Source organism: Corallococcus sp. Z5C101001 (genome assembly GCF_007352635.1).
Lineage (GTDB): Bacteria > Myxococcota > Myxococcia > Myxococcales > Myxococcaceae > Corallococcus > Corallococcus silvisoli.
This window is the reverse complement of the sequence record NZ_VKLU01000008.1, coordinates 428,582-441,198: the sequence shown is the minus strand read 5'-3', so window position 1 is coordinate 441,198 and position 12,617 is coordinate 428,582. Positions and strand designations below refer to the sequence as shown.

The 12,617-nt window shown below is 71.6% G+C and carries 9 protein-coding genes and 1 pseudogene; 3 read left to right on the top strand and 7 right to left on the bottom strand.

Going from position 1 to position 12,617, the window contains the following annotated elements; genetic code table 11:
- Positions 1-12 precede the first annotated feature (12 nt).
- Both FOF48_RS19740 and FOF48_RS19735 read right to left on the bottom strand, forming a co-directional pair.
- On the bottom strand, positions 13-921 hold the full coding sequence (locus FOF48_RS19740) for a DUF2135 domain-containing protein (RefSeq protein WP_143903913.1): 909 nt from the start codon (positions 919-921) through the stop codon (positions 13-15).
- 283 nt (positions 922-1,204) lie between these two features.
- On the bottom strand, positions 1,205-1,612 hold the full coding sequence (locus FOF48_RS19735; protein WP_143903911.1) for a low molecular weight phosphatase family protein: 408 nt from the start codon (positions 1,610-1,612) through the stop codon (positions 1,205-1,207).
- Between the two features lie 206 nt (positions 1,613-1,818).
- Here FOF48_RS19735 and FOF48_RS19730 point away from each other — a divergent pair, with 206 nt between their 5' ends.
- Positions 1,819-2,742: a TerC/Alx family metal homeostasis membrane protein gene (locus FOF48_RS19730; RefSeq protein ID WP_143903909.1), complete on the top strand. Its 924-nt coding sequence runs from the start codon at positions 1,819-1,821 to the stop codon at positions 2,740-2,742.
- A 15-nt stretch (positions 2,743-2,757) separates the two neighbouring features.
- On the opposite strand, the gene FOF48_RS19725 is transcribed toward FOF48_RS19730, so the two are convergent.
- Both FOF48_RS19725 and FOF48_RS19720 read right to left on the bottom strand, forming a co-directional pair.
- Positions 2,758-3,579, bottom strand: a complete 822-nt coding sequence (locus tag FOF48_RS19725) for an erythromycin esterase family protein (RefSeq protein WP_143903907.1) — start codon at positions 3,577-3,579, stop codon at positions 2,758-2,760.
- A 162-nt stretch (positions 3,580-3,741) separates the two neighbouring features.
- The gene (locus FOF48_RS19720) at positions 3,742-6,003 is read right to left on the bottom strand and encodes a PAS domain-containing protein (protein ID WP_143904276.1); all 2,262 of its coding nucleotides are present in this window, start codon (positions 6,001-6,003) and stop codon (positions 3,742-3,744) included.
- A gap of 450 nt (positions 6,004-6,453) precedes the next feature.
- Between FOF48_RS19720 and FOF48_RS36500 the strand changes: the two genes are divergently transcribed.
- A complete protein-coding gene (locus FOF48_RS36500) occupies positions 6,454-7,161 on the top strand; it encodes a hypothetical protein (RefSeq protein WP_186002000.1) in 708 nt (235 codons plus the stop codon).
- Positions 7,162-7,224: 63 nt separating this feature from the next.
- Here the strand turns inward: FOF48_RS36500 and FOF48_RS19715 are convergent.
- The 3 genes and pseudogenes from FOF48_RS19715 to FOF48_RS19705 all read right to left on the bottom strand — a co-directional run.
- A pseudogene (locus FOF48_RS19715) lies at positions 7,225-7,659 on the bottom strand (thermonuclease family protein); the annotation flags it as partial.
- A 2-nt stretch (positions 7,660-7,661) separates the two neighbouring features.
- Complete coding sequence (locus FOF48_RS19710) at positions 7,662-9,428, bottom strand: lamin tail domain-containing protein (RefSeq protein WP_255442409.1); 1,767 nt, start codon at positions 9,426-9,428, stop codon at positions 7,662-7,664.
- Positions 9,429-9,440: 12 nt separating this feature from the next.
- A complete protein-coding gene (locus FOF48_RS19705; RefSeq protein ID WP_186001981.1) occupies positions 9,441-11,642 on the bottom strand; it encodes a hypothetical protein in 2,202 nt (733 codons plus the stop codon).
- 194 nt (positions 11,643-11,836) lie between these two features.
- Between FOF48_RS19705 and FOF48_RS19700 the strand changes: the two genes are divergently transcribed.
- The gene (locus FOF48_RS19700) at positions 11,837-12,610 is read left to right on the top strand and encodes an alpha/beta hydrolase (protein ID WP_143903905.1); all 774 of its coding nucleotides are present in this window, start codon (positions 11,837-11,839) and stop codon (positions 12,608-12,610) included.
- The last annotated feature ends 7 nt before the right edge of the window (positions 12,611-12,617 follow it).

The following is a 12,617-nucleotide window of genomic DNA, read 5'->3' as shown; positions in this document are numbered from 1 at the left end:
GCGGCGAGCGGGTCAGTAGCCGCCTTCGCCTTCGCCTTCGCCGGAGTCGCCGCTCGTCTGGAGCTCCTTGAGCGCCGCGTCCAGGTTCATGGGCCACCGCTTGCCCGTGGGCTTTGGATCCGCGGAGGGCACGTACACCTCCGCCTGCCTGTCGCCCAGGATGTTCACCCACGCGAGCACGCGCGTGGTGCCCGGCGTCGCCAGCGGGATGCGCACGCGGCGGCGGACCTCGCCCGGCGTGCCCTCGAAGAGCGCCAGGTTGAGCGTGGCCACCGTGTGCGCCTTGTCCCCGCTGGGCCAGTAGTTCGTCGCGATGAGGTACACGCCCTTGGGCGGCGCGCGGTGGATGTAGAGGTACGGACCGTACGCCGGCTGGTCGAAGTCGCCCCCCTGCTCGTTCAGGAAGAACGTGCCGCCAGACGGGCTGTTCGTGTCCGCCCAGTACACGTGCGCCATCGCCTTCACGTCCAGCGTGTCCCCCTCGCTGCTCGCGTCGGTGGGCTCGTAGATGTGCAGGTCCGTGTAGACGCCGTCCGTGTCGCTCGTGAGGATGGCCTTGAGCGGCACCGGCGGCACCTGCGCGTAGCTCGTCGCCTGCGCGCGCGCCGTGCCGCCCTTGTTGGTGGCCATCACCGTCACGATGTTCTTGCCGCTGGCCGCCGGGAACTTGCGGCTGAAGCGCCCGCCCGCGGTGCGCATCAGGTAGCGGTCGCCGTTGATGGACACCACCACTGGATCCACCGTGGGGTCGCTCACCTGACCTTCGATGCGCAGCATCCGGTCCACCGTCCATCCGCCGGACGGCGCGCTCAACACCACGGTGGGAACCTTGTCGCCCCGCCCAATGGGCACGCCCTGCTGGCGGGCGGGGACCGGCGGCGCCGTCTGCGTCAGCAGCCCGGCGAGGAGGACGGAGAGCATCAGGGGAGCCTGGGAATGGGAAACCGCGAACCGCGTGTCCGCGAAGGAACACAGCGTGCGACAAGCCCCTCCCCCTTTCAAGCCATCCGCCCCAAGCGGATGCGCGCGGCCCGGCGGCCCCCCCACCCGCGATGCCGCGCGTCGCGGGCTGCCGTCCCTTCGTCCGCGTGCCCGTCCGTCCGCCCGTCTCGGGCCCGGACACCCACGGTCCACGCACCAAAGGAACGCTGGCTTCAAGCCTTCCCGCGGGCAGCACCCGCGAGGCCCTGCCTCCAGCAACGGCCTACTGCGGGCGCTCCCAACCGTGGCGGTTCACGAAGTCCGACACCATGGCGGCCGTCGTGTCGCGAATCTTCTCCACGTCCGCCGGAGACTTGCCCGCGGTGTCCTCCATGGGCCAGTCCTCGCGCTTCTGGTCCGCCACCACCGGCGCGTCCGACAGCCCGCCCAGCGTCACCAGGATCTGCGCGTTCTTCGCCAGCTCTGGCGTCAGGCGCTGGGGCTTCGCGTCCCCCAGGTCCACGCCCATCTCCTTCATCGTGGCGAGCACCTCGGGATGCAGACGCTCGGCCGGCTGAGTCCCCGCGGAGATCGCGCGCGCCTTGGTGGGGTCCGCCAGCAGGTTGAAGAAGGCCGCCGCGATCTGCGAGCGACCCGCGTTCTGCGTACAAGCGAAGATGACCGTGTTCATCGCACCGCCTTTGGAGTGTTGAGAATCATGAGGTCCTGGGCTTCCTGGGAAGTATCACATCCTGGGTGTGGGAGAAGACAACGCTCGCCCGCTCCTCCGCTGCCCGAGCCGCACGGTGGGTCATGACCGCGGATATGGGTAGGATTTGACTCCCAGCGAACCCTTTCCCAGGCGAATGGGAGGGGGATGCCTAGGTTGGAGGCGTCATGCAAAGCACCCCTGCCTGGGCCTGGATTGTCTTCTGGACGCTGCTGCTGGCGTTGCTGGGAGTGGACCTGCTGGCCCACCGGGGAGGTAGGGGGCAGTCTCGCCGCGCGGCCCTCCTGTGGAGTCTGGCGTGGGTGGGGTTGGGGCTGTGCTTCTGCGGCTTCGTGTGGGTGGCGCTGGGCAGCGAGCAGGGCCACGAATACCTGGCGGCGTGGCTCATCGAGAAGAGCCTGAGCCTGGACAACGTCTTCGTCTTCCTTGTCATCTTCCGCAGCCTGAACGTGCCCCAGCGCTATCAGCACGAGGTGCTCTTCCTGGGCATCTTCGGCGCGCTGGTGTTCCGGGCCCTGTTCATCTTCGTGGGCGCGGCGGCGCTGCAGCGCTGGGGCTGGGTGTCGTACGTCTTCGGCGCCATCCTGCTCGTCACGGCGTGGCGGGTGCTGCGCGAGGACCCGTCGAAGGAGCAGGACAACCGCGTGGTGAGCTGGCTGTCGCACCGGCTGCCGGTGGCGGACCAGGTGGAGGGCCCCCACTTCGTGGTGAAGCAGCAGGGCCGCAGGCTCGCCACGCCGCTGCTGCTCGCGCTCGTGGGCCTGGAGGTGACGGACATCCTGTTCGCGGTGGACTCAGTGCCGGCGGCCTTCTCCGTCACCACCGACACCTTCGTCCTCTACAGCTCCAACGCCTTCGCCATCCTGGGGCTGCGCGCGCTCTACCTGGTCATCGCCGGGGCGGTGGGGCAGCTCAAGTACCTGCACTACGGGCTCGCGGGGGTGCTGGCGTTCGCGGGCGTGAAGCTGGTGGTGGAGAAGTGGGTGCGCATCCCGCCGCTGCTCTCCGTGGCCATCATCCTCGTCGTCATTGGCGCGGCGGTGTGGGCCAGCCTCGCGCACCGGCGCGCCGGGCGCGAGGTGGAGGTCTGAGCGAAGCCCGCCTCCTCAGGGCGAGGGCCGGCGCGCGGTGCCGGGCGGCTTGGGGTTGACCAGGAGCTGGTCGAAGAGCGGGTTCGCCGCCTGGGCGATGCGCGCCTCGTGCTTCTTCAGGAGCGCGGCGTTGGCGTCCTTCACGTCCTTGCCCGAAGCCTGCTCCAGCTGGGTGAGGGACTTGCGCAGCCCCGCGCGGCGCTGCTCCAGTTGCAGCCGCTGCGCCTCGGTGAGCTTCGGATCCTCCAGCTGGGGCGTGAGCGCGGCCAGCTGCTGCTCCAGGGCCGCGATGTTCTCCGGATCCGTGGGCCGGGACACCGCCGCCACGCCCGCGTCCAGGGGCTGGGCCGACGGGGGCGGTGGGTACACCACGGTGGTGAGGGTCTGGAACTCCAGGGGAGACATGGCGTGGGCCTCCAGGTTCTGGATGAGGGCGGCCTGGACCTTGCCCACCATCCGCATGGAGGCGCCCGCGGCCTTGAGCAGGGAGCGCGTGTCCCGGCGGTCCAGCTCCGCGCCATGCTGTTCGACGAAGGCGACGGACTCCTTCTCCATGATGTGGAAGGCGGGCAGGGTCGCCTCGCGCGCGGTCAGGTAGGTCTCCAGCCGGGCCTCCTCCAGCTTCAGCACGCCGCCCGTGGCGGGCGGCGTGAAGGGATGGAGGGTGTTGAGTTCGGCGAACCGCTGGGTGCGCGCCTGCGCGTCCATCACCGCGTCCACGCCGGAGCCGCCCATGTTGGCGTTCGCCCAGTAGCCCGCCGCGACCAGCCCCACCACGCCCAGCACGAGCACCCCGCCGCAGCCCAGCCCCAGACCGATGACCCACTTCTTGTTCATTGCCACGCTCCGCTCCCCATCCGGAAGGCAAGGCCATCCCGCGCCGGAGCCCCGTTGCTATCCGGGCCGTCCGCCCAGGGCAAGCGCGCCACGGCGGTCCGCGGAGTTTGCCGCCCGGGTCCAGGCGGACGGGCAGGCCCCGCGACGGCCGGAGGGCCGCCGTCAGCCCTCGAAGAGGGGGCGTCGCGGCAGCAGCACGAGGACCGTGGTGCCGTCCTGCGCGGTGGAGCGCACGCGCAGCCGGCCCGAGTGCGCATCCACGATGTGCTTCACGATGAACAGCCCCAGGCCCAGCCCGTGGGCGGGATGGCTTCTCTCGCGGGCCTCCGCGCGCTTGAGGGGTTCGAACAGGTGCGGCAGCAGGTCCCGCGGAATCGGGCGCCCCTGGTTGTTCACCGCGAGGGTCACGGAGCCCGTCTGGCCGCGCAGCCGCACGCGCACGGGGCAGAGCGCGTCCCCATAGGCGAGCGCGTTGTTCACCAGGTTGGTGATGACCTGCGCCAGCCGGTCCGGGTCGCACCACAGCCACGCCGCGCCCGGGCCGTCCACCTGCAGGCGCCGGTCCGGGTGGGCCTGCTGCACCTCGTCCACCACCTGCCGCACCAGCTCCATGAGGTCCACTTCGCGGGGCGCCATGGGAATGCCGCCGCCCAGGCGGGCCTGGGTGAAGTCCAGCACGTCATGCAGCATGCGGTGGGCCCGCTCCGCGCTGGAGAGGATGCGGGCGATGGCCTTCTGGTCGCGCGGGTCGGCCTCCTCGCGCTTCGCCAGCATCGTGGCCGCCATGGTGATGGCGGAGATGGGGTTGCGCAGGTCGTGTCCGACGATGCCGATGAGCAGCTGCTCGAACTCCGCGCGGCGCCGCGCCTCCGCCTCCTCCTCGTGCCTGCCGGTGACGTCCTGCATGGCGCCCACCATGCGCACCGCGCGGCCCTGGAGGTCCTTCACCACGCGGCCCCGGTCCTCGACGAAGGCCCAGGTGCCGTCGCCCCGCCGCAGCCGGTACTCCGCCAGCCAGTGGCCCTCGCGGCTGTCCAGCGCCTCCTGAAGCTCGTGGGTCACCCGGTCGCGGTCGTCGGGGTGCAGGCTGTCGGTCCACCACGCCATGTCCATGGGGGGCGCTCCCGGGGACGTGTCCAGCCGGAGGATGCGCGCGGCCAGCTCGCTCCAGTGGATTTCATTCGTCACCAGGTCCCAGTCCCAGATGATGTCGCGGGTGGCCAGGGTGGCCAGCCGGTAGCGCGTCTCCGACGCGCGCAGCTCCTGCTCCGCCCGGCGCCGGTCGGTGATGTCCAGCGACACGCCCGACACGCTCACCACCCGCCCCCCCGGGTCGAGCATCGGCATGAGGCGGACCTCGAACCAGACGCCCATCAAGTACAGCTCCGTGGACAGCCGCTCCCCCGCCAGCGCGCGCTGGACGACCTCCACCACGTCCCGCCGGTCCCGGAAGAGCTCGAACACGGAGCGCCCGCGCATCGCCTGGGAGGGCAGGCTCGTGGTCGTCACCCCTTCGCCCTCGAAGAGGGTGAACACGCCGTGGGGGTCGAAGGCCCACAGCACCACGGGCAGCTGGGTGAGCACGCGCTGGAGCTGCTCACGGGCCTCGTCGCGCTCCTGGCGCAGCATGCGCGTGGCGGTGATGTCCGTGGACACGCCGCACACGGCCCACGCCTCTCCGTCCGTGATGGTGGGGAGGGGGAACTTCACCGTGTGGTAGACATGGAGCCCGTCGGGCTGGAGCACCTCCTCGTCGAACACCAGCGGCTTGCGCACCGTCAGCACCTGCTGGTCGTTCTCCTGGAACCGCTCCGCGGTGCGCCGCGGAAACAGCTCCCGGTCCGCGTGCCCCAGCACCTCCGCCCGCGTGTGTCCGGAGAGGGCCTCGAAGGGGCGATTGACGAAGAGGTACCGCCCGCCCAGGTCCTTCGCGTAGATGGCGGCCGGCGCGTGGTCGAGGATGGCCTGCAGCCGCCGCTCCCGCGCCCGCAGCGCCTGCTCGTGCTCGTGGACGTAGCGGGCCACGGCCTCCGTCAGGCTGCCATCCAGCGCGCGCCAGAGCGCCCGCAGTTCGTACACCCCCAGGGGGTGGTGGGAGTCATCCAACGTCTCCAGGATGGCCTCGCGCAGGAGGCCATGCTCCTCCACCAGCGCCTCCACCCGCGCGCCGGCCAGGAAGCGCCGCTGCCCGAGTTCGCGGGCCTGGGCCCGGACCGGCTCCGCGTCCCACGTCGCCCCGCCCTGGCGCAGCACGAGCACCAGCGCATCCACCAGCTGGAGCATCCCGCGCGACCGCTCCTGGAACTCCTCGTGCATGTCACCGATGGACGGCCGCACGCGCGCGCCCCAGCGCCGGATGATGTCGTCGCGCAGGCCCTCCACGAGGTCCGCGAGCGAATCCGACGTGGAGGCGAAGGGGTTCATGCCACCGCCCGCGCCTTCCCCGAGGCTTCGGGGACCAGGGAGGGAGCGCACGCCTCCGGCACTCCGGAGACACCGGTCAGCAAAGGCAGGCCGCCTGCTGTCGGAAGAGTGTGTGTCACCGTGCCCCTGCTCCCTGGACGCGCCCGGAGTGGAGGGAAGATGGTCATGGTCCCCCGCGCGCAGGATGGGGCCTGCGGGAGGGGGTGGGGTGGCTTGTCCACCGCTGGGGTGGACCCCCGGGGGGTGGCAGGCGGCCATGGGAGGCCCTCGCGGGGCGCTGGGTCCCGCCAGTGACATGAGAGAGACTGGCGCCCAGGCACACGGGAGGACACAGCGCATGGCATTCGCGGAACGCAGGACCGGCGGGCAGGACGCGGGCGCGACGACGACGGGGCGGCTGCCCCCGGGGGCATGGCCCCAGGGACCCGCCCTGACGGGGGAGGCCCAGCCATGAGCGCGCCCCAGCCAGTGGATCCGCTGGAGTCCCTGGGCCGTGGGAACGTGCGGAGCGCCTGGGAGGTGCTGGAGGCGATGAGCTCGCTCATGCGCCGCCGCGCCGCGGGCCTGCCGCTGAACCTGCCGCAGGTGACGGTGTTCCTGCGCAGTGGCCGCGAGCTGACGGGCTTCGTCCGGGAGTATGGCGAGTTCCGCCACGGCCGGGGGGTGCTGTTGATCACCTCGGGGGGCTACGGTTCGCGCGGCGAAGGCCTGGACGTGACGTTCGTGCCAGACGGGGTCATCGAGGCGCTCACGCTGCACGACGCCACGGTGCTGGACACGCCCGCCAGGTCGATGCCCGAGTCCTCGCCGATGCACCTGCGAAGGCACCTGCCCGCGATGGCCGACAAGCTGTCCAGCGCCTGGGGCACGCCGGTGACGGCGGAGTTCGGCACGGGTACGGAGCTGGAGCAGGACGCCTTCATCCAGCCCCTGGCGTGGCTCGTCGAGCGCACGGGCGAGGTCCTGGGCAAGCTCGCCAGGACGCCCGACGTGGGCGACGTGCTCCGCGAGAAGGTGCGCAAGGTGCGGCTGTTCGTGGGGGATTCCTTCCAGGCGAAGCTCACGGACAGCACCCTGGACCTCACCACGTCGCGCCACCCCGCGGCCTGGCCGCTGGACTCGGAGCTGGCCCAGGCGGTGACGGACGCGCTTCCGTAGGGTGGACCCCTCCGGGCGCCGTCCCCGCGGGCACGGCGCCGGGCAGCGCCCCCACAGGCCCCGGCGGGCGCGGCGGGCCTCCAGCTCCAGGGACTCGAACTCACCGCGCCGGGAGGCTCCGGCCGGGGGGATGAACAGCGTGCACGCGTAGCCACGCTCCACGAGGAGCGCGTTCACGTCCTGGCCGTCCACGGACACGTAGGCGAGCCTCCGTCCGAAGCGGTCCGTGCACGCCTCCGCGTCCCGCAGCCGCACCGCGCGGCCCTCCACGAGCGAGCGGTTGAACGCCGCGGCCTCCTCACCGAAGCAGTCGTGGTGGCCGCGCGTCGTCTCCGGAGTGTCGGCGAGCAGGTAGCGGATCCGCTCGCCGTCCTGGAGCACCACCGTGTCTCCGTCGATGACCTGCGTCACCACGCCCGTACGCGGCCCGCACTCTCCCTCCTCGCCCCCGCACGCGGACAGGACGCCCAGCAGCAGCAGGAATCCCACGACGTGCATCCTCATGGCGCGCACCTCCGGTTCTCACGGCCCGGAGTGCCCCGGTCCCCCACGCCGTACGTCACGCCCGCGGGCGTCGGACAGAAGGCTCCGGCCGCGTCATTGGCGGAGGCGTCCCGCGCGCGCGCATCCAGCTGCGACGACACACCGGGGATCGCGGCGCTCGTGAAGGCCACCGAGTCCAACAGGCTTCCCCTCACCGCGAGCTTCAGGACATGCGCTCCCGCGCCGTTGCCCAGGCCGAACCCGAACGTGCCAAGCACCGAGGGCAGTCCCCCGTTGAGCGAAGCATCCTCGCTGCGCGCGAGCACGGCGTGACTCCCGGCCTTCATCGAAAGGCACAGCGGCGACTCCAGCACCGTGCTGCCTGTCTCGTTGGAGAGCGTCACCCCGTTGAGGTCCACCTCTCGCAGCGCAAGCACCTCCACCCATTCGCCCAGCGCATCCGGGACGGCGGAAGGGTCCGCCATGAACTCGGTGAGCACCAGCGAGCCCGCGGCCGGAACACGGAGCGCGCGCGATTGCCCGGTCGTCCGGTCGATGCAGCCAGCCTGGGAGACACCGGCGTCCGCGCTCACGCAGACGCGGTTGGGCCGTCCGGGTGTGCCCAGGTTGCCCTTATCACCGTAGGGCTCCGTGGCCGCGCACCAGGACGTCAGCACGTCATTGCCCCTCGCATCCTCGGTGAGCGGCGCGGACACCTGGGTGGCCACGCCATCCTGTGCCGGGCCATACACCGCGCTGTCGATGAGCACGCTTCCCACGCGCAGGGAGACCGCGCCGCCCGTGTTGCGCAGGTCCACCGAGAAGGTGGCCAGTGGCTCCGGGAGGCCCCCATTCACGTCGGACTCGCGCCTGCGGGCGAGCAGCGCCGTCTCTCCCGAAGCAAGGGACAGGCAGCGCTCCGACTCCAGCCGGGTACCCGACGTGTCCGTTCCCACCGTGAGACCATTGAGGTCCACGGGCGCGGTGGCGCGCACCTCCAGCCATTCGCCCACCGTGTCATCGCCTCGCGGGTTGGCCATCACCTCCGTGATGATCAGCTGACCTGGACGCGGTGACTGGACCTCCCGGGGAGCGAGCGCCCCCGGGGGCAGACAGGTCGCGACACGGCCGCCATCCACGCCGGACGCGCCAGCGTCCGCCACAGCAGGACACGGCGCGTTCGCGCTCCCCGGACTGCCACGGGTCCCGCCCGGCACGGTCTCCGGTGCGTCACACCAGCGCGACAGGTCGTCATTGCCCTCCGCCTCTGGCACGAGCCGGCCGTCATAGGTCCGGGCCACACCCGACTTCTCCGGCGCGGTGAGCGCCACCGTGTCGAGCACACGCGTCCCACACCGCAGACCCAGCAGTCCTGCGCTGTTCCCCAGCGCGCCGAGCGCATCCCCATACGTCTGGTCCACATGTTCGGGCAGCGGCCCGTCCCGCACATCGCCCAGCACGACGAAGGTGCCCGCATCCACGGGCAACGCGGTGGTGAACGTATAGGCCCGCTCCTGCGCCGCCTCGTCGCGAGCGGTGAAGAGCGTCACCCCCAGCAGGTCCACGGTCTCCCGCGAGGGATTGTGGAGCTCCACGTACTCCTTCCCGGTGTCCGCGCCCGTGGGGTCGTTGAGGTACTCGGTGATGACGAGAGCGCCCGGAAACAGGGCCGCGCAGGCCGGTGGCTCCTCCTCCCACGTGGGCAACCCACAACCTCCCAACACCCCCAGCGCCCATCCCAACCCCAGCCCCACGCCCCATCCCCTCACTGCCCAAGCCGCCACGCTCCGCTCCCTTCAGAACCGCGTCTCCACTTCCAGCGCGAACAGGTGCCGGGGCGCATCCGGCGGCGTCCGGGCACCTCGTGCGTCTTTCAGGTCGATCCGCCACGCGTACCGGGCCCGCGTCGTCACGGCGTCCCCCGCCGCCCAGCTCGCGTCGAGCGTCGCCCGGAAGGACTGCTCCAGCCGGTGGCGCGTCGACAGGTCCTCGTCCTTCCACACGGCCCGCCCCCGCAACCGCACGGCCTCGCAAGGCCGCACCTGGGCCTCCACCACGGCCTGCGCGTCCACGCGCACGCCTGCGTTCACGGGATCATCCACGCGTGCATGCGCGTACTGCGCGGCCACGGTCAGGGCGTCGTGAAGCTCCGCCTTCACACGGGCCGTCATGCGCAGCAGCGACCCCGAGCAGGGCGCCTCGGCGGAGCCGTCGAAGCAGTCGCCCGCCACGCCGACGTCCTTGTCCCGGTACTCGCCCCACAGCGACGGCTGGAAGAGCGCATGCACCCGCCAGTCCACACGGGCGGAGGCCCGCAGGTTCACCGTGCCCGCGCTGCCCACCACCGCGCCGTCGGAGGGAAGCGTCCACGCATCCACCTCTCCGCGCAGCCGCAACGCACCCTCCAGCCGGTGCAGGTAGCGCACGCGCGCACCTACCTCGTTCCGAGCCCGTGAGCCCTCCAGCTCGTCCGGCCCGGACATCGCCCCCGTGTAGGGATTGGCGAAGCCTCGACCGTAGGCGCGCAGCGACACCTCCAGTTCCTGCGCGGCACCCGCCACCACCGTGCGCTGGAGCACGCCGAACCCGCCACCCCCACCTGGCGCCGCATCGAACGTACGCGCCGCCTCCACGAAGAGGTCCACCGGGCCGTGCCCCCACGCGCCGTCGACTCCCACCGCGCCGAATGCGCCGCCCGCCGGGTAGCCCGCGGTGGAGCGGAAATCGAGCGAAGCCCCTTCCACGCTCCACACCGGCAGAGCCCCCCAGGCCGTCGCGCCCACCTGCGCTCGCGGCGTCCATGAGAGCGTCGCGTGACCTCCTCCCGCCCACTCACGGAACACGCCAGGAAGCGAACGAGACACCACGCGCCCCATGGGCGTCTTCTCTCCCGCGAGCCATACCGCGGGCGCCTTGCAGCGGCTCCCCTCGCATGACGCCCTGTCCATCAGCGCGTGCGAGAGCAAGGAGCGGGACTGATACGAACCGAAGCCCGTCGCGGAGAGCTCCGCGTCCGTCCCCACCGCCCCGCGCACCGTGCCCACCACGCCCCGAAAGCCTTCCTCCCAGTGGAAGTCTGGCGTCACGTCCACGGCGCGCTCCTCGGGTGTGCAGGCGCCCTCCCCCAGGAAGCACCACCGCTCCACGTCCCCGGGCACGCGCACGGCGTCGTCGGGAAGGAAGCCGTCCGGCGTGGGCAGTCCCGTGGTGTCCAACGTGAGCCGCTGCGCGAAGCCCAGCCGGTACGCTCCCACCAGCACCGATGCTCGCTCGCCCATCCACTGTCCGTGGAACTTGGGCATGACCACCGAGACGCCGGGCGCCTCCGCCACCAGCCTCCGCTGACTCGCATCCCGGTGCACCGTGCCCAATCGCCGCCGCGTCATCGACGTGAGCAGCCCCACACGCCAGCCCTCCGGTCCCGCCACGCGGACCTGGAGCGCCAACGGCGGCAGCACCGGATCCGATACGGCGAACGCAGTCAGCAGCCGCGCGTCCCCTGACACCCGGTCCGAAGGCGCCATCATCAAGAACGGCGCCAGCTTCCGCCGCTCCTCCGCCGTCAGCCCCGCCCGTCCTCCTGAAACCAACGGAGAGCGTCGCCGCTCATTCGCCTCCGACGCGGTGCGCGACTCGAAAGCCAACGACTCTGGCCGCACCTCCGCCGCCGCTGAAGTGCGCTCCTCGCGAGCCAGGGGCGCCAGCCCGCTCGGCACCACCCCTGCGCTCCCCGTGCCCTCCAGCAGCCCATCCACCCGCGCGTACGTCAGCCCGGGCAATGCATAGAGCGCCGCACGCGACGCATGCGCCGGATCCACTCCCGAACGCCGCAGCACCAGGAGCGCCGCCAGCGTCTCCGCCGTGATGGCGCCATCCTCCCGCAGCGCGAACAACGCGGCCTCCCCGGTGTCCTCGGGCTCGACCTCATAGGACGCGGCGCGCGCCACGGCAGGGACACCCAGCAGGTACAGCCACAGGCAGCAGAGGACGGGACGCACGCGGCGGGCCCTCTGCACGAGTGGGACCACCCTTCCCTACAGGAAGCCCCAGCCGAGTCGCCCGTCCCTTCCCGGGACGCGGCGTCCAGGCGAGGGACGGGCACGCCCTCCCCACCACGATGGCGTCGGGCGGTGCGGCTATGCTCCGGGCCACATCTCGCGAGGGTCGGCCTTCCCGGCCCCAAGAACAGCACATGGGCCACGTCCACATCCTTCGCCACTTCCCCTCTCCCCAGGAGGGGTTCAACCGCACCGTCCGCATCTACACGCCGGACACCTACGACGCGTGGCAGGACCACCGCTTCCCGGTGCTCTACATGCACGACGGGCAGAACGTCTTCGCGCACCCCGAGTCGGCCGTCTTCGACACGTGGTGCGCCAACCGCGTCGCGGAGGACAGCGTGAACGCGGGGCGGATGGAGCCGTGGCTCATCGTCGCGGTGGACTCCGGACCGGGCCGCTTCCAGGAGTACTCGCCGTGGGACGAGCCTCGCAACGGCGTGGCCGCGCGCGGCGAGGCCTATGGGCGCTTCCTCGTGGACGAGCTCAAGCCATACATCGACCAGACGTACCGCACGCGCGCGGGCAGCGAGTGGACGGCCACGATGGGGTCATCCCTGGGCGGGCTCATCTCGCTGTACCTGGGATGGAAGTTCCCGCAGGTGTTCGGGCGCATCGGCGCGCTGTCGCCCACGGTGATGTGGAGCCAGGGCCGCCTGTTCGACGCGTGGCGTGCGCACAGCCGGCGCTGGTCGCGCATCTACCTGGACGCCGGCGACACCGAATACATCCACGCGGGCGGCCTGCCCCTGGACTATGGCCGGGGCACGCGCGACTTCTTCCGCCACCTCAAGGACCTGGGCTACGCCGACCACGAAGTGTCCCTGGTGCTGGAGCCGGGCGGCGAGCACCACGAGAAGGACTGGCAGCGCAGACTGCCCGGCGCCATGCAGTGGTTGCTCGGGTGAGTCCGCG